Origin of the sequence: Vreelandella malpeensis (assembly GCF_020622355.1) — a bacterium.
Lineage (GTDB): Bacteria > Pseudomonadota > Gammaproteobacteria > Pseudomonadales > Halomonadaceae > Vreelandella > Vreelandella malpeensis.
This window is the reverse complement of sequence record NZ_WHVL01000001.1, coordinates 564,672-587,787: the sequence shown is the minus strand read 5'-3', so window position 1 is coordinate 587,787 and position 23,116 is coordinate 564,672. Positions and strand designations below refer to the sequence as shown.

Sequence of the window (23,116 nt, the reverse complement as noted above, 5' to 3'; positions counted from 1 at the left end):
CGGCATGCGTTTCATGGATCGACACTTCGCCCTGTTCGGCGGCTCGCTGCGCACGGTGTTCAAGCGTGAAAGCGACCGGCGCCGCTGCATGGGCACGCCCTTCGAGTGGCTGTTTCACCCCTACCTTGGCAAGGAGCTGGTGGCGCTGGCGTTGCGCACCGCCGACGCCGACGCCGACGCCGACATCCTCAGCGTGGCGGCAGTGGTCTTCGACGAGCGCCGCGTGCATACCCGCAGCGCCTGGGTGGTCACCCTGGCCGACCCGGGCCGCACGCGGCACGCGACGCTCCAGCGCCACGGCACCGCGTCGCTGCTGCCGTCGAGTCCGGAAAACGTCGGCGCGCTGACCGAGTTCATCGGCAATCGTCCGGTGGTGGGGTGGGGGCTTTGCGACGCCATGGCGCCCATCAATCGGCTGTTGAGCGACCGGCTCGGGTTCGAGCTGCCCAACACCCAGGTGGACGTCGCCAAGCTCTACCAGCGCACCCTGCGTCGCTCCCACCTGGAGCCCGTGGGCCCGGCAAGCTTCGGCGAGGCCCTCGCCCGCTCCCGGCTGCCCGCGCCCGGCGGGGCGTCGCTGCTCGGCGAGGCGAGCGCCTGCGCGCTTCTCTACATGCGCCTGCAGCGCGACGCCGCCCTGCACGCCTAGCGTATTGGGTGACACGGGCAGACTTGCTAAAATGGCGCCCTTCATCTCCACCACCGGCAGTGCCCATACCATGCAGCAGTCCGACATGCAGCAGCCCGATCATTTCGATCCCGTCGTTGCCGACCCCGCCTTCGTGAGCGCGTCGGCGGACCACGACGCCAAGCAGAAGCGCGAATTCAACAAGTTGCAGAAGCGGCTGCGTCGCGAAGTGGGCAACGCCATCCTCGATTACAACATGATCGACGAGGGCGACCGGGTGATGGTGTGCCTGTCCGGCGGCAAGGATAGCTACACGATGCTCGAGATCCTGCGCAACCTGCAGCGCAATGCGCCGGTGAACTTCTCGCTGGTGGCGGTGAATCTCGATCAGAAGCAGCCGGGCTTTCCCGAGCACGTGCTGCCGCGCTACCTCGACGCCCAGGGCGTGGAGTACCACATCCTCGAGCGCGACACCTACTCGGTGGTCAAGGAGAAGACGCCGGAGGGCAAGACCACCTGCGCGCTCTGCTCGCGGCTGCGTCGCGGCTCGCTCTACGGCTTCGCCGAGGAGATCGGCGCGACCAAGATCGCGCTGGGCCACCACCGCGAGGACATCCTCGAGACGCTTTTTTTGAACATGTTCTTCGGCGGCTCGCTCAAGGCGATGCCGCCCAAGCTCTTGTCCGACGACGGCAAGAACATCGTCATCCGGCCGCTTGCCTACTGCAAGGAGGCGGACATCGCCGAGTTCTCGCGGCTGATGGCGTTTCCGATCATTCCCTGCAACCTGTGCGGTTCGCAGCCCAACATGCAGCGCCAGAACGTCAAGGCGATGCTCGCCGAGTGGGACAGGAAGTACCCGGGCCGGCTCGAGAGCATGTTCAAGGCGGTCACCAACGTCTCCCCCTCGCAGCTCGCCGACCGCGCGCTGTTCGATTTCCAGCGGCTTGAAGAGCGTCAGGCCGAGCTCATGGCCGGGCGCATTCAGGCCTTCAACGTCTAGGTCGGCGTCTCTTCGTCCGCCAGGGTGATCAGTCTCGGCATGTCGAGGATGTTCACCTCGCGACCGGAAACCGCCACCACCTGCTGGCTCTGCAGCCGGCTCAGGATACGGCTGACGGTTTCCACGGCGAGCCCCAGGTAGTTGCCGATGTCCGCGCGCGCCATCGAGAGCCGGAAGCTGTAGGGCGAGTAGCCGCGGCGGCGAAAGCGATCCGACAGCGTTGTGAGGAAGGTGGCCAGGCGCTGGTCGGCGGTCTTGCGCGATAAAAGGCGCATCATGCGCCGGTCGTCGCGCAGCTCCTTGCTCATGCTGCGGTAGAGCTGGCCTCGAAGCTCGGGAAGCTGTTCGGAAAGCGCATCCAGATGCTTGAAGGGAATCTCGCACACCGTGGTGGTCTCGAGGGCCACGACGCTGCCCGGGTAGCACTCGTCGTCGATGCCGTCGAGGCCCACCAGTTCGCTCGGCAGGTAGAAATTGGTGAGCTGGTCCTCCCCGTTGCCCTCGCTGGTCACCTGCTTGAGGCTCCCCGAACGCACCGCGAAGACGCTCGAGAAGCGCTCGCCCTGGTGAAACAGCGCTTCGCCCTTCTTCAGCGGGGCGCGGCGGCGGATGATCGCATCGAACTGGCTGATATCCTCGATCTGCAGCGCCAGGGGCAGGCACAGCGAACTCAGGCTGCAGGTCTGGCAGCGCGGCGCTTGGGCAAGCGAGCGGCGCTGGCTGGCGGAAATCGGCATCACCTTCTCCTTTTTTATACCCGCGACGTGATCGAACCCAGGCTATAAAATCCTAGAGTACCGCGCGGGGGACTGCTGTGTCAGGGTGGTATCAAACGCCATCGCCAGATGGCGGATCAAAAGCCGGCCCACCGGGGTCGCTTCGAGGACAAGCCCGTCGCGGGTGAGCAGGCCGTCACGCTCGGCCTCTTCCAGGGCGGCGAGCGATGTCTCGAAGTAGCTCGCCGCATTGATCGCGAAGCGCTCGCCGATAGCGGCAAGATCGATGCGCATGTCGCACATCAGCCGCTCGATCACCTCGCGCCGGATCAGGTCGTCGTCATTCAGGCGCAGACCCTTGCAGATCGCCAGACGCCCGTCGTCGAGGGCAGCAGCGTAATCGTCCAGGCGTACCGGGTTCTGGGCGTAGACGTCGTCCACGCGCGAGATCGCCGAGACCCCGAGACCGATCAGGTCGCACTGGGCGTGGCTCGAGTAGCCCTGGAAATTGCGCTGGAGCGTACCGTTTCGCTGGGCGATGGCCAGGCTGTCCTCGGGGCGGGCGAAGTGATCCATGCCGATATGTACGTAGCCCGCCCGGTCGAGCATCTCGATGCTCCTGCGCAGAATGGCGAGCTTCTCGTCGGCGCCGGGCAGCTCGGCCTCATCGATGCGCCGCTGGGGGGCGAAGCGCGTCGGCAGGTGGGCGTAGTTGAACAGCGAAAGCCGCGCCGGGGCGAGTTCGATCACCTGGGTGAGGGTCGCCGCGAAGCGCGGCTCGCTCTGGCGCGGTAGGCCGTAGATCAGATCCACGTTGAGCGAGCCGAAACCAAGCCGATGCGCCTCGTCCATCAGGGTCTCGGTCAACTGTTTCGGCTGAACGCGGTTGATCGCGCGCTGCACGTCGCGGTCGAGATCCTGCACTCCCAGACTCAGCCGGTTGAAGCCCAGCGACTGCAGGTGGCGCAGGGTAAACACGTCGGCCTCGCGCGGGTCGATCTCGATGGCGTAGTCGCGGCCCGGGTCGCTCGAGAGCCCGAAACGGGCGTCGAGCCGATCGATCAGGTCACCCATCTGGGCAAGCGTCAGGAAGGTCGGCGTGCCGCCGCCCCAGTGGAGTTGCTCCACCGGGCGCGAGGTATCGACGTGGCGCGCGGCGAGCACCATCTCGCGGTCGAGGCGCGAAAGGTAGGGCTCGGCGAGCTGGCGATTCTTGGTAGCGATCTTGTTGCAGGCGCAGTAGAAGCAGATCTTCTCGCAGAACGGAATGTGCACGTAGAGCGACAGCCCCCGGCGACCTGTATTGCTGCGCGCCAGCGCCTGAGTGAAGTCCGCAGGCGTGAACGCCTCGTGAAAGGCCAGCGCCGTCGGGTAGGAGGTGTAGCGCGGCCCGCTCTTGTCGTAGCGACGCAGAAGCGCCTCGTCCCAGACGGGGGCAAAGGACGACATGGCGTGAGCGCGGTTGGGCATGAAGGCTCCCGGGCAGATGGCAGGCACCGGCGGTTTTCGACGGTGACGTGCCATGCTAGCGCGAAGGCGATGAGGCCGGATTGAGCTGGGTCAATAAAGCGGCGAGACGCTAGTGGAGCGCGTGGAGCACCAGCGCCCAGAGCTGGTAGAGGGCGAAAGCGATGATCGAAAGGGCTGCCAGCGTGCGCGTGGCGGGGTGGCGAATGAGCCCGGAAAGCGAGCGGGCGGCCACGCCGGTGGCCAGTACCGCCGGCAGCGTGCCGAGCCCGAAGGCGCCCATCAGCAGCGCCCCCTGGGCCGGTGCGCCGCTTGCCAGGCTCCAGGCGAGCATCGAGTAGACCAGCCCGCAGGGCAGCCAGCCCCACAGTGCCCCCAGCGCGAACGCCTGGGGCAGGTGAACCACGGGCATCAGCCGTCGCCCGACCGGCTCGACGTGGCGCCAGAGCCGCCGCCCGAGGGCTTCGAGTGCCAAAAGCCCCTTCCACCAGTGGGCGATGTAGAGTGCCATCAGGATCAGCATCATGGCGGCGAGCGCCTGTAGCGCCGCCCGGGCAGCGGGGGCGAGCGACACCAGCGTGCCGAGCCCCGCGGCCAGCGCCCCGGCCACCATGTAGCTTGCCACGCGCCCGGCGTTGTAGCCGAGCAAAAGCCCCGCCAGGCGGGCAGGACTGCGCATGCTCGGCGGCACGGCGAAGGTCAGCGCGCTCATGATGCCGCCGCACATGCCGATGCAGTGCGCCCCGCCCAGCAGGCCGAACACGAAGGCGGCGAGCAGGGGCGGAAGATCCAGACCGACGGGATTCATGGCGGTGGCTCCTCGGTGGCGTCCGGGCGGCGCCTGACCGGCGGCGCGGGCAGGTCGTCGTCGAACAGGATGCGGTGGGCGGGGCTCTCCAGGTCCTCGAACTGGTCGTTGCTCACTGCCCAGAAGAACGCCCAGACCGCCAGGCCCAGCAGCACCAGCGACAGCGGTATCAGAAGATAGAGGATCGTCATGCGTTCACCCGACGCCGGGTCAGGCGCAAGGCGTTGCCCACCACCACCAGCGAGCTCAGCGACATGCCGAGTGCGGCGAGCCATGGCGCCACGAGCCCGAGGGCGGCCAGTGGCAGCGCCACGGCGTTATAGGCGACCGACCAGGCCATGTTTTGGCGCATCACCTGTCGGGTGGCCCGGGCGATCTCGACGGCCTCGCTCACACGCATCAGTCGCGGACTCAGCAGCAGCGCATCCGCCCGGGTACGGGCCAGGTCGGTGGCGCCGTTCATGGCGATGGCGACATCGGCGCCGGCCAGTACCGGCACGTCGTTGATGCCGTCGCCCACCATCAGCACCCGTGCGCCCTCGGCCTGCAGGGCGCGCAGCCGGTCGAGCTTGCCCTCGGGCGTCGCCTCGGCCTGCCAACGCGAAATGCCCAGCGCCTCGGCCAGCCTCTCGACGGCGGACGCGGTATCGCCGGAGAGAAGCTCCACGGAAAGCCCCTGAGCCTTGAGCCTGGCGACCGTCTCGAGCGCGTCCTCGCGGGGAAAGTCCTCCAGGGCGAACCAGGCGCGCGGCGCACCGTCCTCGCTCAGCAGCAGCCACAGGCCGGGCCCTTCGGGCGGGGTGAGTTCGTGCCCGGCGGCGAAGCTCGCCCGTCCCAGGCGCCAGATGGCCCCTTCGAGGCTCGCCTCGAGTCCGAAGCCCGGGTGGCGCGTCACGCGTTCGGCGGCAAGCGCGGGCGTCTTGAACGGGCGAAACGCCGTGGCGATGGTATGCTCCGAGTGCGCCTCGAGGGCGGCGGCGATTGCCCGCGCCCGCGGGGCTTCGAGGGTGTCGTCGACGGCAAGGGTGGCTTTGAGGCGCATCTCGCCTCGGGTGAGCGTGCCGGTCTTGTCGAACACCACGTGGGTGATGCCGGCCAGCGCTTCCAGAGTGTCCGCCCGGGTGATCAGCACGCCGCGCCGCTTGAGCTGTCCGTGGCCGGCGGCCAGCGCCGTCGGGGCGGCCAGCGCCAGGGCGCAGGGGCAGGTCACCACCAGCACCGAGAGTGTCACCCAGAACGCCCGGCCAGGGTCGATCACGCTCCAGGCCAGCGCCACCAGGAGGCTCACCAGCAGCAGGCGCAGCACGAAGCGGTGGGCCATGCGCTCGGCCAGGCGCGCCAGCGCCGGGCGCGCGGCGAAGGCGCGATCGGTCACTTCCAGAATGGCGGAGATCGTCGTCTCGCCCCCCGCCTGGGTGACGCGTACCGTCAGCGCGTTCTCCATGTTGTGGCTGGCGCCGGTGACCCGTTCGCCCGGGCGCCGAGTCACCGGCAGGTGCTCGCCGGTGAGCATCGACTCGTCGAGGCTTGATTCGCCCTGCTCGATGACGCCGTCGGCGGGCACGCTGGCCCCGGGCTTGACCAGAATGCGGTCGCCGCGTTTCAGGTGGCTCGCCGGCACGACCTGCTCATGGCCGTCGGCGTCGAGGCGCAGCGCGGCGGCGGGCAGCGCCCCGGCCAGGGCGTTGCCGCTCTGGCCGCTTTTTCTGCGCGTGCGCGCCTCGAGGTAGCGGCTGAACAGCAGAAAGAAGGTGAACATGGCGATCGAGTCGAAATAGACCTCGCCGTGGCGGGCCAGTACCGCGTAGAGGCTCGCCAGGTACGCCCCGCCGATGGCGAGCGCCACCGGCACCTCCATGGTGAGGCGGCGATGAAAAAGCGCCCGCCCGGCCTCGCGAAAGAAGGGCCGGGCGGAGAACAGCACCACCGGCGTGGTGAGCGCGAGCGACAGCCAGTGAAACAGGGCGTTCATCCCCGCGTCGAGCTCGCCGGGGCCGGCGACGTAAAGCGGGATCGAGAACATCACCACCTGCATCATGCCCACCGCGGCAACGATCAGCCGGCGCACGGTCATGCGCTCCTCGCGCTGCTGGCGCCGGTAGGCGCTGTCCGGCTCGAAGGGCAGGGCGTCGTAGCCGATGGCGGCGAGCTCGGCAAATATCCGCGAGGGCGACAGCACCGTCGGGTCCCAGCTCACCCGCAGGCGGTGCTCGGCCAGGTTCACCGCGCTCTGGGTGATACCCGCCAGGGCGTTGAGACGGTGCTCGATCAGCCAGGCGCAGGCGGCGCAGGTGATGTTCTCCACCGCAAGCGTGGCGCTCGCTTGGCCGTCGCCGGCGTGCACGAACTGCGCTTGAAGGTCCGGGTGGTCGAAGGCCGCCCAGGTCTGGGGTCGAGCCTCGTCCACCGCCGGGCGCGGCGAAAGCTCGGTGCGGTAGCGGTAGTAGTTGGCAAGCCCGCCCTCGACGATGGCGTGGGCCACCGCCTCGCAGCCCGGGCAGCACAGCGGCTCCGGGGTCTCGTCGATCACGATGCGCCAGGGGGCGCCGTCGGGTACCGGCGTGCCGCAGTGATAGCAGGGAGCACTCATGGCGCCTCGCTCCCGCCGGGGGTGAGCGCCACGGCGGCATCACTTGGCAGGGTGATCTCGCCGCGCAGGCGCCAGTCCGCCGAAGCTTCCGGGGTGAGGGTCAGGTACCAGCGGTGGCGCAGCCGGGTCTCGAGCTGGCCGACGTAGCGTCCGTCGCGGCGGTGGGTGAGCACCACCTGGGCGTCGCGGTCGTCCTGAGTGGGAAATATCAAGGCGAGCACGAGGCGTTCGGGGCGCGCCTCGCCGCTCAAGTCGAGCACCACGTCGCCGGTGACCGAATCGATGGCCAGCGTCGCGGCAAGCCCCAGCGCCCGGGCGCGCTCGTCCTTGGCCAGGCGCGTGTTGATCGCCTTGCCGTGCTCGTAGTAGTCCTCCTGCACCACCATGCCGTCGAAGCTTCGCGTGGCGATGATCGCGAAGCCCGTGCTCACCAGCATCGACGAGAGCAGAAGCCCGAGCAGAAACCAGGGCCAGAACTGGCGGTACCAGGGTGGCGGCGTGGAGGCGTTCATGGGCTATCTCCTCTCGCCGCCGAGAAAGCGCGTCTCGCGCTCGGCCTGCAGGTCGCCCTGTTCGGCGCTCAGGCGCAGGGAGAGCGGCTGGCTCGGCGCGAGCCCCTCGGCGGGGGCGGTGACGTTCACCACCTGGCTGCGGCTTTCTCCCGCCGGTACGTCGATGGCCTGGACATCCAGGCGCGCGCCGTCGATGCCCGTCGCGCTCAGCCGAAAGCGGTGCGCGGTGGTGTCGAGGTTACGTACCGTCAGGCGGTAGACGTTGCGAATCTCGCCGGCGTCGGTGGTGGTGTAGAGCGACGCCCTCGGGCGCTCCACCTCGAAGCCGACCGGCACCCGCTGGCCGAGCAGCACGACGAGCGCGACCAGCACCACCGCGAGTGCCCCGAGATAGCCCAGAAGGCGCGGGCGAAGGTGCTTGCCGGCCCGGCCCTCGAGACGGCTCTGGGTGGTGTAGCCGATCAACCCCGTGGGGCGGTCGAGCCGTGTCATCACCGCGTCGCAGGCGTCCACGCAGGCGCCGCACTGCAGGCAGGCATACTGCAGCCCGTCGCGGATGTCGATGCCGGTGGGGCAGACCTGCACGCACACCTGGCAATCGACGCAGTCGCCGGTCGCATGATTACGAGGCTCGCCGCGGGCCGCATCATAGGCGACGATCAGCGTGTCGCGCTCGTACATCACCGCCTGAAAACGCGCGTAGGGGCACATGTAGAGGCATACCTGCTCACGCAGCCAGCCGGCGTTGAGATAGGTGAACAGGGTGAAGAACCCGACCCAGAAAAACGCCCAGCCGCCGGCCTCGAACGTGACCAGCTCGACAAGCAGGGCCTCGATCGGCATGAAGTAGCCCACCACGGTGACGGCGGTGCCCAGCGCCAGGGCAAGCCAGATGGCGTGCTTGAGCGCCTTGCGGACGCGATGGACGGCGGTCGAGTGGCGGTCGCGGCGCAGGCGCCGGTGGCGCGCGCCTTCCAGGCGGTGCTCCACCCACATGAAGGCGAAGCTCCACACGCTCTGGGGGCAGGCGTAGCCGCACCACACCCGCCCCGCCAGGGCAGTAACGGCGAACAGCCCGAAGGCGGCGGCGATGAGTGCAAGCGCCAGCACGACGAACTCCTGCGGGTGGAAGGTGGCGCCGAACAGGTGAAATTCGCGCCCGGCGATGTCCAGCCAGACCAGCGCCTGGCCCCGCCAGGAGAGCCACGGCAACAGCAGAAACGCCGTCATCAAGACGCCGTTCAGGGCCCGGCGCAGGCGCTGGAAGCGCCCCTTGCTCTCGCGCACGTAGAGCCGCCCGCGCGGTGGCGCGGTAGCAGAGGGCGTGATGTCCTGGGCGGGTATCGGCTGCATTGGCTCCGGATCGTCTCACAAGGGGTGCGGGTGTGGGCTAGCATAGCAACGATCGCGCCGGGCTTCGTTGCCTCGGGTTACGTCAGGGCCCGCTCACTCGACGCTCGGTGCTTCGCCTGGCGAGCGTAGACGCAGGCTGTAGACGTAGGCGGCCACCAGGTGCACGCGCTGCTCGCCGATGAACGGCGCCTGGGGCGGCATGTGACCACGGCGCCCCTCGGCCAGTGTCTGGTGGATCGCCTCTGCCACGCGCTGCCCGGGCGCCCGGTAGAGCCAGATGTCGTTGGTCAGGTTCGGCGCGCCGAGCATCTGGTTGCCGGTGCCGTCCGCGCCGTGGCAGGCGACGCAGAAACGGGCGAAGTGTTCACCGCCGCGTGCGGCGAGATCGGTCTCGTGGTCGCGCCCGGCGAGCGCCAGCACGTACTGGGTGAGTGCCTCGAGGGTCTCATCGCCGAGCTGCGCCCAGGCAGGCATCACGCCGCGCCGGCCTTGGGCGATCGAGGTGACGAGCGCCTCGGGGTCGCCGCCGTAGAGCCAGTCGTCGTCGGTCAGGTCGGGAAAACCGTCGCCGCCCTGGGCGCCCGCGCCATGGCACATGGCGCAGTTGTTGGCAAAGATGCGCCCGGCGATCTGCATCGCCGCCTCGTCCCGGGCAAGTTCGGGAATCGGCACGTCCTGGTAGCGGGCGAAGATCGGTCCGAAGCGCTCGTCGGCCCTGGCCATCTCCTCTTCCCACTGGGCCTCCTGGGTCCAGCCCAGCAAGCCCCGAAAATTGCCGAGCCCCGGGTAGAGCAGCAGGTACGCCAGGGCGAAGACGACGGTAGCCACGAACAGGTAGAACCACCACCTCGGCAGCGGATGGTCGTACTCCTCGATGCCATCGGCCCCGGTGTCGGCGGGCGCGTCCTGGCTTGCGCCGGGGGCGCGCCCGTCGTTGGCCACCACGATCCACACCACGAGCCCGAGGGTGGTCAGCGTCAGCACGATGATCCAGGCGCTCCAGAAACCGGGCAACGCGTCGTCCCACAGGGCGTTCATGGGCGCTCCTCGGGCTCATCCTGATGGGCATCGTACTCGTCGTCGGCGAAGGGCAGGTTGGCCGCCTCGTCGAAGGCCTCTCGGCGCCGCCGCGAGTAGGCCCAGACGACGATGCCGAGAAACGCGAGCAGCAAGATGAACGTGATCACGCCGCGCAAGGTGCCGGTATCCATCAGCGCGCACCCTCCAGCACCGTGCCGAGCTGCTGCAGGTAGGCGATCAGGGCGTCGATCTCGGGTACACCTTCGACCTCGCCCCGGGCGGCGGCGATCTCCTCCTCGGCGTAGGGCACGCCCAGGCGCTTCAAGGCGCGCATCTTGGCCGGCGTCGCGCGGCCATCGAGCGTGCGCTCGAACAGCCACGGGTAGGCGGGCATGATCGATTCCGGCACCACGTCGCGCGGGTCGTACATGTGCCGGCGATGCCACTCGTCGGTGTAGCGCCCGCCCACCCGGGCAAGATCCGGCCCGGTACGCTTGGAGCCCCACAGGAAGTTGTGCTCGTAAAGCCCTTCGCCGGCCACGTTGTAGTGACCATAGCGCTCGGTTTCGGCGCGAAACGGGCGAATCATCTGCGAGTGGCAGCCCACGCAGCCTTCGCGGCGGTAGATGTCGCGCCCCTCGAGCTCCAGGGCGGTGAGCGGCCTGAGGCCCTCCACCGGTTCGGTGGTGTCCTTCTGAAAGAACAGCGGCACGATCTCGGCGAGCCCACCGAAGCTGATCGCCACCAGGATCAGCGCGCCCAGAAGGCCGGTATTTCTCTCGACCAGCTCATGCTTCATGGCGGCCTCCGGCGGGCTCGATAGCGCGCTCTGGCGTCTTCTGGCGCTCGAGGGTGCGGTAGACGTTGTAGGCCATCACCAGCATGCCCGCCAGAAACAGCGCGCCGCCCAGAAGGCGCACCACGTAGCCCGGATGGCTCGCCTCGACGGCGTCGACGAAACGGTACGTCAGGGTGCCATCGGCGTTGATCGCCCGCCACATCAGCCCCTGAACGACTCCGTTGACCCACATGGCGGTGATGTAGAGCACCGTACCGACGGTGGCGAGCCAGAAATGCAGCGAGACGAGCGCGGTGGAGTGCATTCGGGTGCGCCCGTAGAGGCGCGGAATCATGTGGTAGAGCGAACCGATGGTGATCATCGCCACCCAGCCAAGCGCCCCGGAATGGACGTGACCGATGGTCCAGTCGGTGTAGTGGGAGAAGGCGTTGACGGTCTTGATCGCCATCATCGGCCCCTCGAAGGTCGCCATGCCGTAGAAGGTGAGTGCGGTGACCAGAAAACGCAGGATCGGGTCGGTACGCAGCTTATGCCAGGCCCCGGAAAGCGTCATGATACCGTTGATCATGCCGCCCCAGGAGGGCAGCAGCAGGATGATCGACATCACCATGCCCAGCGACTGGGCCCAGCTCGGTAGCGCCGTGTAGTGCAGGTGGTGAGGACCGGCCCACATGTAGATCATGATCAGCGCCCAGAAGTGGACGATCGACAGCCGGTAGGAGTAGATCGGCCGCTCGGCCTGCTTGGGCACGAAGTAGTACATCATGCCCAGAAACCCGGCGGTGAGGAAAAAGCCCACCGCGTTGTGGCCGTACCACCACTGCACCATGGCATCCACCGCGCCGGCGTAGAGCGAGATGGAGTACATCGGCGTGACCGGAAGGGCGGCGTTGTTGACGATGTGCAGCACCGCCACGGTCAGGATGAACGCGGCATAGAACCAGTTGGCGACATAGATATGCGAGGTGGCGCGTCGCTTGAGCGTCATCAGGAACACGATGGCATAACTGATCCACACGACCGCCAGCAGGATGCTGATCGGCCACTCGAGCTCGGCGTACTCCTTGGTGGTGGTGTGGCCCAGGGGGAGCGACACCAGTGCGGCGACGATCACCGCCTGCCAGCCCCAGAAGGTGAAGGCGGCGAGTCGATCACTGTAAAGTCGCGTCTGACAGGTGCGCTGCACCACGTAGTAGGAGGTGGCAAAAAGCGCCGAGCCGCCGAAGGCGAAGATCACGAGGTTGGTGTGCAAGGGCCGCAGCCGGCCGAAGCTCGTCCAGGGAAGTCCCAGGTTGAGTTCCGGCCAGACCAGCTGGGCGGCAAGCCATAGCCCCACCGACATGCCGACGATGCCCCACACCACGGTCATCAGCGCGAACTGGCGCACCACGGTGTAGTTATAGGCGGGAAGGTTTGACAAGGTCGTCTCCATGACGCGGTGATCGAGGGCGGCACAGGTGCAGGCCCTGGGCGAGTCTAGCCCAGCGGAACGCCAAGCTAAATAGCCTGTGGCAGGAAACCGCGCCGGGCTTTGTGTCACGCGCTTTGTGACAGTTTTGATTGACGCGACGAGGCGGTTGCGGCATTCTGCGTCGGCGCTCGGGCAGTGGATCGTGCGAAGGCGGCAACACGCTAATTTGAATCAAAAATTCAACGAGCGTATTGACACCCGGACCGAACCCTGTAGAATGCAGCGCCACGTGACCAGCGGGTGGTTAGCTCAGTTGGGAGAGCACCAGCCTTACAAGCTGGGGGTCACTGGTTCGAACCCAGTACCACCCACCATGCAATGAGTTGGACACGTATCAGCAGTAACCGTGAATGTAGTGGACCGGTAGTTCAGTTGGTTAGAATGCCGGCCTGTCACGCCGGAGGTCGCGAGTTCGAGTCTCGTCCGGTCCGCCATCATCACGTTTGTTGCCCCGTATCGTCGCCAAGTGGACCGGTAGTTCAGTTGGTTAGAATGCCGGCCTGTCACGCCGGAGGTCGCGAGTTCGAGTCTCGTCCGGTCCGCCACGATGATACACACCGACCCAGCATCCTCGATGCGGTCATCGGGTGGTTAGCTCAGTTGGGAGAGCACCAGCCTTACAAGCTGGGGGTCACTGGTTCGAACCCAGTACCACCCACCATTTGAAAGCGCCTGAACCGCGATCAAGTGGTCGATTTTAAAGTGGACCGGTAGTTCAGTCGGTTAGAATGCCGGCCTGTCACGCCGGAGGTCGCGAGTTCGAGTCTCGTCCGGTCCGCCATCGATTTTCCTTCCTGCAGTATTTTCCCTCTATCTATCTATCTATCTATCTATCTTCTTCGAGCCATCTTCGCTCGAACGTTTTGCGTTCTTTTCGATCGTGCATGCGAAAACCCCGGGCCTTCGCCCAGGGCTTTGTCGACGTACCTGACGCTCAGTCGATGACCGCGACGCCGGCCTTGGCGATCTGCACGTCCTGTTCGGGCTTGACGCCGGAAACGCCGACGGCGCCGATCACCTGGCCGTCCATCATGACCGGGACCCCGCCGGTGAGCATGCCCGTGAGCGGCGCCGAGACGAAGGCCGTGCGCCCGCCGTTGATCATCTCCTCGAACACCTGAGTCTCCTTGCGCCCGACGGCGGCGTTGCGCGCCTTGTGAGTGGCCACCTCGGCGCTGAAGGGGGCGGCGCCGTCGAGACGGCGAAGGCCGAGGAGGTGGCCGCCATCGTCGGCCACGGCGATGGTGACCGCCCACTGCTGGCGCTCGGCCTCCTGCTGCGCGGCGTCGAGCATGGCGATCACATCGGTGTGGCTCAGTATGGCTTTGGTTTTCATCGTGGTTTCCTTTTGTCGTTATCGTTATCGTTATCGTTATCGTTATCGTTGTCGTTGCCTGGCACCGGTAAATGTTTCAGCCGAGCGCAGCGTCGACGATTTCCACCCAGTGGCGCACGGCGGTACGCCGGGCACTCGCCAGGTGGGTCTGGCAGCCGATATTGGCGGTGACGATCATGTCCGGGTCGCCGGCCTCCAGCGCATTGAGCTTGTTGTCGCGAAGCTGCGTGGCGATTTCCGGCTGGGTGATCGAGTAGGTACCCGCCGAGCCGCAGCACAGGTGCGCATCCTGGACCGGGCTCAATTGGAAGCCGAGCCGAGTCAGTACACCCTCGACCGCGCCACCGAGTTTCTGAGCGTGCTGCAGGGTACAAGGGCAGTGAAACGCCAGGCGCTTGTGCGCATTGACGCCGAGTGTTTCCAGCGGCTCCTCGCGCAGTATCTCGACGATATCCTTCGCCAGGGCGCTGACGCGTTTTGCCTTCTCGGCGTAGGCCGGGTCATCCTTCAGCATCTCGGCGTACTCCTTGACGAAGGCGCCGCAGCCGCTGGCGGTCTGCACGATCGCTTCCACACCGCTTTCGATATGCGGCCACCAGGCGTCGATGTTGGCGCGCATGCGCGCGCGGCCCGCCTCCTGGGCATTCAAGTGAAAATCGATCGCCCCGCAGCAGCCGGCCTCGAAAGCCGGCGTCAGGCCGATGCCGAGCCGATCGAGAAGCCTGGCCGTGGCGGCGTTGGTGTTGGGCGAGAGCCCGGGCTGCACGCAGCCTTCCAGAATCAGCATCTGGCGGGAATGGCGGGTGCTGGGGCGATGACCTGCCTCCACCGGCGCCGGGGGCATCTTGCTCTTGAGCTTGGCAGGTACCAGGGGCTTGAAGGTCTGGCCCAGCTTCAAGAGTGCCTGAAAGCGCTTGGGGTCGACCATCATCTTGCGCAGGGCGAAGCGCTCGGCGCGCTCGGCGGCGGAGCGGGGCACCCGGCGCTCGATCTCTGCCCGGCCGATGTTCAGAAGCTTGTGGTACTCCACGCCGGAGGGGCAGGTGGTTTCGCAGTTCTGACAGGTCAGGCAGCGGTCGAGATGAAGCCGCGTCTCCTCGGTCACCTCGGTATCGCCCTCCGGGCTCTCCAGAAGCTCTTTCATCAGGTAGATGCGACCGCGAGGGCCATCGCGCTCGTCACCCAGCAGTTGATAGGTGGGGCAGGTGGCGTTGCAGAAGCCGCAGTGCACGCAGGTGCGCAGAATGCGCTCGGCTTCCTGGATATGCGGCTTCTGGCGGTCGGCGTCGGTAAAGTGCGTCTGCATGAAAAGCTCTCCTTATAGCCCCGCGTAGAGCCGGCCCGGATTGAAGATGCCGTGCGTGTCGAGCTCGGCCTTGAGCCGCTTGTGATACTTCTCGAGCACGGGGTCAAGCGGCGTGAAGGGCGACGGCGCACCGCCGCGAGCGGCAGGCGTGAAGCAGGTGGCGTGGCCGCCAACCTTCTGGCAGGCATGACGCAGCGCCTCGCCGTCCCGGGTCTTGATCCAGCGCTGGCTGCCCGCCCAGTCGTAGAGGGTTGCCAGGCCAACGTCGGGTGCGAGCGGCGGCGTGTTGGGTGGGAGTGAGGCACGCCACAGCGTCTCGCCGTCGTCGAGGGTGAAGAAATCGAGGCGATGATCGCGAAGCGCGTCCCAGAACGCAGGTGCGAGCGGCTCGCCGCCCAGGCGATCACGAGTCGCCTTCACCGAGCTTTCGCCGCCTTCCAGGCGAAGGAGCAACGCGTTTTCGTGCCAGGCGGCGGCGGTGATCGGCAGCGGCTCACGGCCGAGCGTGGCCAGCAGTGAAAGCGCCTTGTCGATGGCGATATCGTCCAGGCGCAGGCTGTGAGTCGCGGCGGGCTTGGGCAGCACCTTGAAGGAGATGTCGGCGAGCACGCCAAGCGTGCCCTGGGCGCCGACCATCAGCCGCGAGACGTCGTAGCCGGCGACGTTCTTCATCACCTCGCCGCCGAAGCGCAAGCGCTTGCCCTCCTGGGTGATCACGCGGGTACCCAGCACGAAATCCCGCGTAGCACCCGCCCAGGGGCGGCGCGGGCCGGAAAGCCCGGTCGCAACGGCCCCGCCAATGGTGCTGCGCGTGCCAAAGCGTGGCGGTTCGAAAGGGAGTCGCTGCTGCTCTGCGTCGAGCGCGGCTTCCAGTGTGTCGAGGCGCGTGCCGGCGCGCACCGTGACGATCAGCTCGACCGGATCGTAAGAGACGATGCCGCTGTGCTCACGGATATCGAGATCGATGCCCTCGACCGGGCGGCCGTAGAAGTCGCGAGTGTCGCCGCCGACGATACGTAGCGGCGCGCGGGTCCGATGGGCGTTGGCGACCTGCTGGCAAAGCGCCTCGCTGATGTCGCGATCCGGCGCCGGTGTGGCGGGTTCGGTCATGGTCGTTCCTTTCTCCTGTTCACGCTCTCGTTCGCGGCGGCCTTTCTAGAAGCGCGGCAGCTCCGGGTGGGGCAGTTCGTTATTGTGCACATGCATGACGCCGAACTCGGCGCAGCGGGCGAGCGTCGGGATGTTCTTGCCCGGGTTGAGCAGGCGCTTGTCATCGAAGGCCGCCTTCACCGCGTGGAACACGGTGATCTCGTCCGCCTGGAACTGGCTGCACATCTGGTTGATCTTCTCGCGGCCCACGCCGTGCTCGCCGGTGATCGAGCCGCCGGCGGCGACGCACAGCTCGAGAATCCTGCCGCCCACATCCTCGGCCAGCGCAAGCTCGCCCTCCTTGTTGGCATCGAACAGGATCAGCGGGTGCATGTTGCCGTCACCGGCATGAAAGACGTTGGCGACTCGCAGGCCGCTCTCCTCGGAGAGCGCCGCGATCCCCTTGAGTACCCGGGGCAACTCCTTGCGCGGGATGGTGCCATCCATGCAGTAGTAGTCCGGCGACATGCGCCCGACCGCGGGAAAGGCGTTCTTGCGCCCGGCCCAGAATTTGGCCCGCTCGGCCTCGTCGCGGGCCTGGGAGATAGCGGTGGCGCCAGCCTTCTCCAGCACTTGGCGCACGGTCTCGCAGTCGTCGTCCACGTCCGCCTCGACGCCGTCGAGCTCGCACAGAAGGATCGCCTCGGCCTCCAGCGGATAGCCTGCGTGCACGAAGTCTTCGGCGGCCTCGATGGCGAGCTTGTCCATCATCTCGAGCCCGCCGGGCACGATGCCGGCGGCGATGATATCGCCGACCGCGCGACCGGCCTTCTCGACGTCATCGAAGCTCGCCATCAATACCTTGGCGACGGTCGGCCTGGGCAAGAGCTTCACCGTGATCTCGGTGATCACGCCGAGCATGCCTTCCGAGCCGTTGAACAGCGCCAGCAGATCGAACCCCGGCGCATCGAAGGCATTGGATCCCAGCGTCATATGCTCGCCCTCGATGGTCAGCACGTCGACGCGCAGCACGTTGTGCACGGTCAGCCCGTATTTCAGGCAGTGCACGCCGCCGGCGTTCTCCGCCACGTTGCCGCCGATCGAACAGGCGATCTGGGAGGAGGGATCCGGGGCGTAGTAGAGCCCGTAAGGCGCGGCGGCCTCGGAGATCGCCAGGTTGCGTACCCCGGGCTGGACGCGGGCGATGCGCGCGTCCGGGTCGACCTCGATGATCTTGTTGAAGCGCGACATCACCAGCAGAACGCCTTGTTCCAGCGGCAGCGCCCCGCCGGAGAGCCCGGTGCCCGCCCCACGGGTGACCACCGGCACGCCGAGCGCGAAGCACGCTTTCAAGAGCGCCTCGACCTGAGCGAGGTCTTCCGGCAGCGCCACCAGCATCGGCAGCACCCGGTAGGCGGCCAGGCCGTCGCACTCGAAGGGGCGCAGATCCTCCTCGCGATGGAGCAGGGTCAGGGTCGGGGCGGCGCGCCAAAGCGCCTCTAGGACCTCGTGCTTGTCGCGCCCGACCAGCTCGCCGTCGAGGCGCGGATCGAAAAGAATATTCATGTCCCATCCTGTGATTGGCGTACTTGTTGTGTCGTGATGGGCGGCTTTTCACCGCTGATACCGATCAATCTGGGCCTTTTTCGTGGGGCTGTCCAGTCTACGCCGGGGCGCTAGGCGCGCGCGGCCCCGGGGTCTTCCTCCTCGATCACCCCGGCAAGGGTGGCGATCTCGATCTTGTTGCACAAATGCTCGCGCAGCACCTGACCGAGTTTCTGGCCGTCGCGTTTTTCGAGTGCGTCGATCATCTGCTCATGATCCTCGACGGCGCGTTTCCAGAAGGTGTCGGTCATCTGTTTCGAGTAGCGTACGCGCTTCACCCGCTGGCTGAGATTGCTGTACATCTCCTGCAGCACCGGGTTGTCGGAGGCGGCCAGGATGCGTTCGTGAATCTGCCGATTCACTTCGAAGTACCTGGTCAGATCGCGCGCCTCGTAGTGAGCGAGCATCGCATCATGCAGCGCGCGGATGCTGCGGATGTCGGCGGTACTGATGTGCTGGCAGGCGAGCTCTCCTGAGAGTCCTTCCAGGGCGGCCATCAGGTCGTAGGTGTCCTTGACGCTCTTGAAGGTCAGTCGCACCACTCGGGCGCCGCGATTGGGGAGAAGCTCGATCAGCCCTTCGGCGGCCAGCACCTTGAGCGCTTCGCGAAGCGGCGTGCGTGAAACGCCGAATCGTTCACACAGTTCTCGTTCGGAAATCCGCTCGCCCGGCGCCAGCTCGCCATGCTCGATCAAGTCGCCAATTCGGTCGGCCACCTCGCGATACAAGTTGCGCTGCAAAATCTTGGTCATGGAACTGTCCTTTCAACATGGCGCTCACGTTCCGTGCCCTTCTGGCGGCGGTCAACGCTCGATGACAGACTGGCGTCACGCTCAGTCCTCTGCAAATATAATTATGAATTCAAATCGTGGCGGTTGACAAATCCTTCCGCCGGCAAGAATTCGAGTTCCTCCATCCAATCATAACGATAAAGGAAAGTTTTCATGCCTAGCAACGTCTATCATGCCAGCGTTCAACTGACCCGTAGTCAGGCCCGGCGCCTTCTGGAAGGCGCCGTGGAGAAGGCTCGCGAGTTCGATCTGCCGCCGCTCACCCTGGTGGTACTGGATGCAGGCGGACACCTGATCGCCGCCGAGCGCGAGGATGGCTGCGGCCCGTTACGCTTTCCCGTCGCCAAGGGCAAGGCCTTTGCGGCGCTCGGCATGGGGATCGCCAGCGGCGTCATCGGCGAGCGCAACCAGGAGCGGACGGCGTTTCTGGCAAGCGTGGCCGCCGCCTCACAAGGGCAAGTGGTGCCGGTGGCGGGCGGTGTTCCCATTCTCGACGATCGCCAATGTGTCATCGGTGCCGTGGGCGTCAGCGGCGCCTCCTCGGAGGAGGATCAGCAGGTGGCGATTGCGGGCATCGAGGCTGCGCAGCTGGATTATGGGCTGGCACCCTGACCACAATTTGATGGTTTTTTGGAAGCGGCGCCCCATTGGCGCCGCTTTTTTTCGTCTCGAGTTCGACAGCGAATCAGCGAGTTAGCCTTGCAGCAGAGGTGCAAAGACGAAAGTTTAATACCTAATTTTGAATTTTGAATTCAAATTGAAGCGGTGTCACGGCAAGGACTCACAACAATATCGAGATCGACGGGGTTGGCTTGCAGGGCGAGCTTGCTCACGTTCGACGGGCGCCATCCGGCCCCATGCTGCGATGGTGACGAATCAACAACAACAAGTGTTCACCTGGAGTGCTCTATGACTTTCTTCAAACCTGCAATCGTGGCGGCCGCCATCTCCCTGGGCCTGGGCGCCCTTGGCGCCAGCGCCAACACCGAAATACGCCTGGGTCACGTCGGTGGGCCCGGGTCGCTTTTCGAGATCACCGCCAACCGCTTCGCCGAGCTTGCCAACGAGCGCCTGGAAGGCGTGGCAGAGGTGAGCGTGTACGGCAACAGCCAGCTCGGCGGGGACGAATCGATGCTACGTCGACTGCGCCTGGGTTCTCTCGATCTGACTATCCCCTCCACGGTGATGAGCTCCGAAAACGAGCAGTTCGCACTGTTCGAAATGCCCTACCTGATCGAGGACCGGGAGCACATGAAGCGGGTGCGCGACGAGGTGGTGCACGGCCCGCTCGCGGATGCCGCCGAGGCCCGCGGCTTCCATCTGCTCGGGGTGTGGGAGAACGGCTTTCGCCAGATCACCAACAACGTGCGACCCATCAACGTGCCCCAGGATCTCGAGGGCATAAAGCTGCGTACCCCGAGCGGGGTCTGGCGTATCGAGATGTTCCGAAGCTATGGCGCCGCCCCCTCGCCGATGTCGCTTTCCGAGGTGTTCGTGGCCCTGCAGACTGGCGCGATGGACGGTCAGGAAAACCCCTTGATCCAGACCTACTCCTCGCGCTTCCAGGAAGTGCAGGAGTATCTCTCCATGTCGAACCATGTCTATACCCCGGCCTATCTGGTCGCCGGCGCGAGCTGGAACCGTCTGCCCGACGAGGTGCGCACGGTACTCGAGGAGGTAGCGCTCGAGCTCGAGGACTTTGCTCTCGAGGAGGGCGCGCGGCTGGACGATGAGCTCCTGGCGCGGATGGAAGAAGAGGGCATGACCGTCAACGAGGTGGACTTCCAGGCGTTTTCCGATGCCTCCCAGCCGATCTACGAGAAATTCGCCAGCGAAGTGGACGGTGGACAGGCGCTGATCGACCAGGTCAACGCGCTACGCGGCGAGTAATCACCTTCGTGTCGGGCGCCCTCCCGGGTGCCCGTCGGCTCGGGAGAGTTCAATGAGTACTTTCAACAGGTTCAAGACGGCGTACTTCGCCTTTCTTGAAGCGATCGTGGTCGTGCTGGTCATTGCCCTGGCGGCGGTGGTGACCATCGGATTCGTCACCCGCTATCTCGGTTCGCCGCTGAGCTGGTACGACGAGCTCGCGGCGGTGCTGCTGGCCTGGGTGACCTACTACGGTACGGCCCTGGCTGCGGCGAAAGGCGCGCACATCACCTGCCCCAGCGTCTTGAACATGTGCCCGCCCTCGGTACGCGTGCCCGTGGCGCTGCTGGCGGAGGCCATCACCATCGGTTTCTTCGTCTTTCTGGGGCTGGCGAGCTACCAGGTCATCCTGATTCTCGACGGGGTGAACATGGTGAGCCTGCCCTCCATTTCCATGCAAGTGACCCAGTCCGCCATCCCCGTGGCATCGGTTCTGTTCATCATCGCCGAAATCCTGCGCCTGCCCGAGGTCGTCAAGCACGCCCGCGGCCGAGGTTTTATCGACCACGAGCTCGAGGAAGCCGGCATCGATGCCGAGGAAGTCGAAGCCGTCAGCACACAGCAGCGAGGATAATCCCATGGTCATCTTGTATATCTTTCTGGCGCTGATCGTGCTGATTCTGATCAACGTCCCCGTGGCGGTCGCGCTCGCGCTGGTCGGGACGGTGGCCACCTTCATGACCTACGGCAGCATGGCCATGCCCACCGTCGGCATGACCATGTTCGAAGGCGCGACCAACTTCCCGCTCATCGCGATTCCGCTGTTCATCCTGGCCGGTGCGATCATGAACGCCTCGAGCATCTCCCGGCGGCTGATCGATCTGGCCATGGCGATGGTGGGGTTCATCAAGGGCGGGCTCTCGATGGTGACCATCGGCGCCTCGGTCTTCTTTGCCGAGATTTCCGGCTCCTCCGTGGCCGGGGTGTCGGCCATCGGCAGCATCCTGATTCCCGCCATGCGCAAGAAGGGCTACTCGAAAGAGTTCGCCGCCTCGATCTCCTCCTCGGCGGCGAGTCTGGCGATCATCCTGCCGCCCTCGATTCCCATGATCCTCTACGCGGTCATGTCCGGGGAATCCGTGGTGCAGATGTTCGTCGCGGGGATCTTCCCGGGGCTTCTGGGCGCCATGGGCCTGGCGGCGATGTGCTACTACCTGGCGCGCAAGTACGATTTCCCCTCGGAAGGGCGCTTTCGCGTCTCCCAGCTCTGGCTTGCGCTGAAGGAAGCGGTCTGGGCGCTGTTGATTCCGGTCATCATCCTCGGCGGTATCTTCGGCGGTTTTGTCACCGCGACGGAGGGCGCGGCGCTCGCCGTGTGCGTGGCCATCTTCATCAGCGCCGTGGTGTATCGCGAGTTCACCATCAAGAACTTCATCGACTCCTGCAAGAGCGCCGGGGTACAGACCGCGGTGGTGATGCTCCTGGTGGCGGCCTCGGCGGTGGTGGGCGGCTATCTCACCGAGACCCGGGTGCCCCAGGCCATCGCCATGCAGATCAGCGACTGGACCAGCAACAAGTACATCATCCTGGCACTCTTGAACATCATCTTCCTGATCCTGGGTATCTTCCTGCACTCAGCGGCGGCCATCATCCTGGTGGTGCCCATCGTGCTGCCGCTGGTGATCGAGGTGGGGATCGATCCGCTGCACTTTGGCCTGATCGTGACGTTGAACCTGGCCATCGGCCAGCAGACGCCGCCGGTGGCCAGCGTACTGATCGCCTCGTGTTCGATCGCCAAGTCGGACATCTGGGCGACCTCGAAGACGAACCTGTGGTTCATCGCGGTGCTGTTCACGATTCTCATGATCAATACCTACATTCCCGCGTTCGCCCTGGCGCTGGTGAACTTCATCTACGGGTAGAGCCCGTTCAGGAGAAATCCCATGGCGCAGACATCGCGACCGACCACGGACAGCGTGCGCTTTTCCATCGATGAAGGCGTGGCCTGGCTCGGGTTCAACCGCCCGCAAAGCCGCAACGCCATGACCTGGGAGATGTACAACGCCCTCGAGTACTACTGCGACACCCTCGCCGACGACAGCGGCGTGCACGCCCTGGTGCTCTACGGGGTAGGGGGCGAGGCCTTCGTCGCCGGTACCGACATCACCCAGTTCGCCCACTTCGACAAGCGCGAGGACGCCATCGACTACGAGCGGCGCATCGACCGGGTGGTGGGCAAGCTCGAACGCTTTCCCAAGCCCACCCTGGCGATGATCGAGGGTGCCTGCGTCGGCGGGGGCGCGGCCCTGGCCCTGGTATGCGATTTTCGCTACGCCACCGCATCGATGAAGTTCGGCGTGCCCATCGCCAAGACCCTGGGCAATACGCTGTCGATCACCAACGTGTCGAGACTCCTCGAGATGCTCGGCACCGCCCGCACCAAGGAGGTGCTGATGATGGCCCGGCTCGTCAACGGTGAGGAGGCCCTGGCACTCGGGTTGGTGAACGCCCTGTTCGACCAGGACACGATCGCCTTCGAGGTGAAGGCGTTGGCCGGCGCCTTTCTCGCCCGGGCGCCGCTGACCCTGCAGGCGAGCAAGGCGCTGATCAACCGCGTGCGCGAGGCCGGGCGTCTGTCGCCGGATGCCGGGGACGATTGGGTCGGCATCTGCTACACCAGCGAAGACTTCGGCGCGGCCGTGCGGAAGTTCGTCGACAAGACCCCCTTCGAGTGGTCCGGTCGCTAATTCAAG

General features: G+C 66.0%; 23 protein-coding genes and 5 tRNA genes. 12 read left to right on the top strand and 16 right to left on the bottom strand.

Going from position 1 to position 23,116, the window contains the following annotated elements:
* The first annotated feature begins 4 nt into the window (after positions 1–4).
* On the top strand, positions 5–649 hold the full coding sequence (locus GEV37_RS02695; protein ID WP_227388628.1) for a 3'-5' exonuclease family protein: 645 nt from the start codon (positions 5–7) through the stop codon (positions 647–649).
* An 85-nt stretch (positions 650–734) separates the two neighbouring features.
* Entirely contained in the window at positions 735–1,631 is an 897-nt protein-coding gene (ttcA, locus tag GEV37_RS02690) for a tRNA 2-thiocytidine(32) synthetase TtcA (protein WP_386111261.1), read from the top strand.
* Here ttcA and fnr read toward each other — a convergent pair.
* From fnr to ccoN, 11 genes are all read right to left on the bottom strand, one after another.
* Entirely contained in the window at positions 1,628–2,368 is a 741-nt protein-coding gene (gene fnr, locus GEV37_RS02685; RefSeq protein ID WP_227388626.1) for a fumarate/nitrate reduction transcriptional regulator Fnr, read from the bottom strand. The two genes, ttcA and fnr, sit on opposite strands and share 4 nt — an antisense overlap.
* A gap of 42 nt (positions 2,369–2,410) precedes the next feature.
* Positions 2,411–3,817, bottom strand: a complete 1,407-nt coding sequence (gene hemN, locus GEV37_RS02680) for an oxygen-independent coproporphyrinogen III oxidase (protein ID WP_227388625.1) — start codon at positions 3,815–3,817, stop codon at positions 2,411–2,413.
* Between the two features lie 109 nt (positions 3,818–3,926).
* A complete protein-coding gene (locus GEV37_RS02675) occupies positions 3,927–4,622 on the bottom strand; it encodes a sulfite exporter TauE/SafE family protein (protein WP_227388624.1) in 696 nt (231 codons plus the stop codon).
* The gene (gene ccoS, locus GEV37_RS02670) at positions 4,619–4,813 is read right to left on the bottom strand and encodes a cbb3-type cytochrome oxidase assembly protein CcoS (RefSeq protein WP_227388623.1); all 195 of its coding nucleotides are present in this window, start codon (positions 4,811–4,813) and stop codon (positions 4,619–4,621) included. Before ccoS ends, GEV37_RS02675 begins: the two co-directional genes overlap by 4 nt.
* A complete protein-coding gene (locus GEV37_RS02665) occupies positions 4,810–7,212 on the bottom strand; it encodes a heavy metal translocating P-type ATPase (RefSeq protein ID WP_227388622.1) in 2,403 nt (800 codons plus the stop codon). Before GEV37_RS02665 ends, ccoS begins: the two co-directional genes overlap by 4 nt.
* Entirely contained in the window at positions 7,209–7,724 is a 516-nt protein-coding gene (locus GEV37_RS02660; protein WP_227388621.1) for a FixH family protein, read from the bottom strand. The genes GEV37_RS02665 and GEV37_RS02660 overlap by 4 nt, the downstream gene beginning before the upstream one ends.
* Positions 7,725–7,727: 3 nt before the next feature.
* The gene (gene ccoG / locus GEV37_RS02655) at positions 7,728–9,077 is read right to left on the bottom strand and encodes a cytochrome c oxidase accessory protein CcoG (protein WP_227388620.1); all 1,350 of its coding nucleotides are present in this window, start codon (positions 9,075–9,077) and stop codon (positions 7,728–7,730) included.
* A gap of 93 nt (positions 9,078–9,170) precedes the next feature.
* Positions 9,171–10,115 (bottom strand): cytochrome-c oxidase, cbb3-type subunit III, encoded by a 945-nt coding sequence (gene ccoP / locus GEV37_RS02650; protein WP_227388619.1) that lies wholly within the window; start codon positions 10,113–10,115, stop codon positions 9,171–9,173.
* On the bottom strand, positions 10,112–10,288 hold the full coding sequence (locus tag GEV37_RS02645) for a cbb3-type cytochrome oxidase subunit 3 (protein ID WP_227388618.1): 177 nt from the start codon (positions 10,286–10,288) through the stop codon (positions 10,112–10,114). The genes ccoP and GEV37_RS02645 overlap by 4 nt, the downstream gene beginning before the upstream one ends.
* Complete coding sequence (gene ccoO, locus GEV37_RS02640; protein WP_227388617.1) at positions 10,288–10,896, bottom strand: cytochrome-c oxidase, cbb3-type subunit II; 609 nt, start codon at positions 10,894–10,896, stop codon at positions 10,288–10,290. Before ccoO ends, GEV37_RS02645 begins: the two co-directional genes overlap by 1 nt.
* A complete protein-coding gene (gene ccoN, locus GEV37_RS02635) occupies positions 10,886–12,328 on the bottom strand; it encodes a cytochrome-c oxidase, cbb3-type subunit I (RefSeq protein WP_227388616.1) in 1,443 nt (480 codons plus the stop codon). Before ccoN ends, ccoO begins: the two co-directional genes overlap by 11 nt.
* Before the next feature lie 277 nt (positions 12,329–12,605).
* Here ccoN and GEV37_RS02630 point away from each other — a divergent pair.
* From GEV37_RS02630 to GEV37_RS02610, 5 genes are all read left to right on the top strand, one after another.
* A tRNA-Val gene (locus GEV37_RS02630) sits at positions 12,606–12,681 on the top strand.
* Positions 12,682–12,724: 43 nt separating this feature from the next.
* Positions 12,725–12,801: transfer RNA gene (locus tag GEV37_RS02625), tRNA-Asp, on the top strand.
* A gap of 34 nt (positions 12,802–12,835) precedes the next feature.
* Positions 12,836–12,912 (top strand) — tRNA-Asp (locus tag GEV37_RS02620).
* A 40-nt stretch (positions 12,913–12,952) separates the two neighbouring features.
* Positions 12,953–13,028, top strand: a tRNA-Val gene (locus tag GEV37_RS02615).
* A 43-nt stretch (positions 13,029–13,071) separates the two neighbouring features.
* A tRNA-Asp gene (locus GEV37_RS02610) sits at positions 13,072–13,148 on the top strand.
* A gap of 153 nt (positions 13,149–13,301) precedes the next feature.
* Here GEV37_RS02610 and GEV37_RS02605 read toward each other — a convergent pair.
* The 5 genes from GEV37_RS02605 to GEV37_RS02585 form a co-directional block, all read right to left on the bottom strand.
* Positions 13,302–13,703, bottom strand: a complete 402-nt coding sequence (locus tag GEV37_RS02605; RefSeq protein WP_227388615.1) for a heme-binding protein — start codon at positions 13,701–13,703, stop codon at positions 13,302–13,304.
* A 76-nt stretch (positions 13,704–13,779) separates the two neighbouring features.
* The gene (gene glcF, locus GEV37_RS02600) at positions 13,780–15,009 is read right to left on the bottom strand and encodes a glycolate oxidase subunit GlcF (RefSeq protein ID WP_227388614.1); all 1,230 of its coding nucleotides are present in this window, start codon (positions 15,007–15,009) and stop codon (positions 13,780–13,782) included.
* Positions 15,010–15,021: 12 nt separating this feature from the next.
* Positions 15,022–16,119 (bottom strand): glycolate oxidase subunit GlcE, encoded by a 1,098-nt coding sequence (glcE, locus tag GEV37_RS02595; RefSeq protein WP_227388613.1) that lies wholly within the window; start codon positions 16,117–16,119, stop codon positions 15,022–15,024.
* A 45-nt stretch (positions 16,120–16,164) separates the two neighbouring features.
* Entirely contained in the window at positions 16,165–17,664 is a 1,500-nt protein-coding gene (gene glcD, locus GEV37_RS02590; protein ID WP_227388612.1) for a glycolate oxidase subunit GlcD, read from the bottom strand.
* A 110-nt stretch (positions 17,665–17,774) separates the two neighbouring features.
* Positions 17,775–18,455, bottom strand: coding sequence for a GntR family transcriptional regulator (locus GEV37_RS02585; RefSeq protein WP_227388611.1), 681 nt, complete (start codon positions 18,453–18,455; stop codon positions 17,775–17,777).
* Positions 18,456–18,647: 192 nt separating this feature from the next.
* On the opposite strand from GEV37_RS02585, the gene GEV37_RS02580 reads away from it, so the two are divergent.
* The 5 genes from GEV37_RS02580 (at position 18,648) to GEV37_RS02560 (ending at position 23,110) form a co-directional block, all read left to right on the top strand.
* On the top strand, positions 18,648–19,106 hold the full coding sequence (locus GEV37_RS02580) for a GlcG/HbpS family heme-binding protein (protein ID WP_227388610.1): 459 nt from the start codon (positions 18,648–18,650) through the stop codon (positions 19,104–19,106).
* A 297-nt stretch (positions 19,107–19,403) separates the two neighbouring features.
* A complete protein-coding gene (locus GEV37_RS02575) occupies positions 19,404–20,384 on the top strand; it encodes a TRAP transporter substrate-binding protein (RefSeq protein ID WP_227388609.1) in 981 nt (326 codons plus the stop codon).
* A gap of 52 nt (positions 20,385–20,436) precedes the next feature.
* Positions 20,437–20,997, top strand: coding sequence for a TRAP transporter small permease (locus tag GEV37_RS02570; protein ID WP_227388608.1), 561 nt, complete (start codon positions 20,437–20,439; stop codon positions 20,995–20,997).
* A 4-nt stretch (positions 20,998–21,001) separates the two neighbouring features.
* Positions 21,002–22,285: a TRAP transporter large permease gene (locus GEV37_RS02565; RefSeq protein WP_227388607.1), complete on the top strand. Its 1,284-nt coding sequence runs from the start codon at positions 21,002–21,004 to the stop codon at positions 22,283–22,285.
* Between the two features lie 21 nt (positions 22,286–22,306).
* On the top strand, positions 22,307–23,110 hold the full coding sequence (locus tag GEV37_RS02560; protein WP_227388606.1) for an enoyl-CoA hydratase: 804 nt from the start codon (positions 22,307–22,309) through the stop codon (positions 23,108–23,110).
* The last annotated feature ends 6 nt before the right edge of the window (positions 23,111–23,116 follow it).

Excerpts from the sequence above, each read along its gene's own strand:
- ccoG (WP_227388620.1), bottom strand. The coding sequence starts at position 9,077 with ATGCAGCCGATACCCGCCCAGGACATCACGCCCTCTGCTACCGCGCCA.
- GEV37_RS02660 (WP_227388621.1), bottom strand. The coding sequence starts at position 7,724 with ATGAACGCCTCCACGCCGCCACCCTGGTACCGCCAGTTCTGGCCCTGG.
- ccoO (WP_227388617.1), bottom strand. The coding sequence starts at position 10,896 with ATGAAGCATGAGCTGGTCGAGAGAAATACCGGCCTTCTGGGCGCGCTG.
- glcE (WP_227388613.1), bottom strand. The coding sequence starts at position 16,119 with ATGACCGAACCCGCCACACCGGCGCCGGATCGCGACATCAGCGAGGCG.
- GEV37_RS02565 (WP_227388607.1), top strand. The coding sequence starts at position 21,002 with ATGGTCATCTTGTATATCTTTCTGGCGCTGATCGTGCTGATTCTGATC.
- ccoS (WP_227388623.1), bottom strand. The coding sequence starts at position 4,813 with ATGACGATCCTCTATCTTCTGATACCGCTGTCGCTGGTGCTGCTGGGC.
- GEV37_RS02695 (WP_227388628.1), top strand. The coding sequence starts at position 5 with ATGCGTTTCATGGATCGACACTTCGCCCTGTTCGGCGGCTCGCTGCGC.
- GEV37_RS02575 (WP_227388609.1), top strand. The coding sequence starts at position 19,404 with ATGACTTTCTTCAAACCTGCAATCGTGGCGGCCGCCATCTCCCTGGGC.
- fnr (WP_227388626.1), bottom strand. The coding sequence starts at position 2,368 with ATGCCGATTTCCGCCAGCCAGCGCCGCTCGCTTGCCCAAGCGCCGCGC.
- GEV37_RS02585 (WP_227388611.1), bottom strand. The coding sequence starts at position 18,455 with ATGACCAAGATTTTGCAGCGCAACTTGTATCGCGAGGTGGCCGACCGA.
- glcD (WP_227388612.1), bottom strand. The coding sequence starts at position 17,664 with ATGAATATTCTTTTCGATCCGCGCCTCGACGGCGAGCTGGTCGGGCGC.
- GEV37_RS02605 (WP_227388615.1), bottom strand. The coding sequence starts at position 13,703 with ATGAAAACCAAAGCCATACTGAGCCACACCGATGTGATCGCCATGCTC.
- GEV37_RS02560 (WP_227388606.1), top strand. The coding sequence starts at position 22,307 with ATGGCGCAGACATCGCGACCGACCACGGACAGCGTGCGCTTTTCCATC.
- GEV37_RS02570 (WP_227388608.1), top strand. The coding sequence starts at position 20,437 with ATGAGTACTTTCAACAGGTTCAAGACGGCGTACTTCGCCTTTCTTGAA.
- ccoP (WP_227388619.1), bottom strand. The coding sequence starts at position 10,115 with ATGAACGCCCTGTGGGACGACGCGTTGCCCGGTTTCTGGAGCGCCTGG.
- ccoN (WP_227388616.1), bottom strand. The coding sequence starts at position 12,328 with ATGGAGACGACCTTGTCAAACCTTCCCGCCTATAACTACACCGTGGTG.
- hemN (WP_227388625.1), bottom strand. The coding sequence starts at position 3,817 with ATGCCCAACCGCGCTCACGCCATGTCGTCCTTTGCCCCCGTCTGGGAC.
- GEV37_RS02665 (WP_227388622.1), bottom strand. The coding sequence starts at position 7,212 with ATGAGTGCTCCCTGCTATCACTGCGGCACGCCGGTACCCGACGGCGCC.
- glcF (WP_227388614.1), bottom strand. The coding sequence starts at position 15,009 with ATGCAGACGCACTTTACCGACGCCGACCGCCAGAAGCCGCATATCCAG.
- GEV37_RS02645 (WP_227388618.1), bottom strand. The coding sequence starts at position 10,288 with ATGGATACCGGCACCTTGCGCGGCGTGATCACGTTCATCTTGCTGCTC.
- GEV37_RS02580 (WP_227388610.1), top strand. The coding sequence starts at position 18,648 with ATGCCTAGCAACGTCTATCATGCCAGCGTTCAACTGACCCGTAGTCAG.
- GEV37_RS02675 (WP_227388624.1), bottom strand. The coding sequence starts at position 4,622 with ATGAATCCCGTCGGTCTGGATCTTCCGCCCCTGCTCGCCGCCTTCGTG.
- ttcA (WP_386111261.1), top strand. The coding sequence starts at position 735 with ATGCAGCAGCCCGATCATTTCGATCCCGTCGTTGCCGACCCCGCCTTC.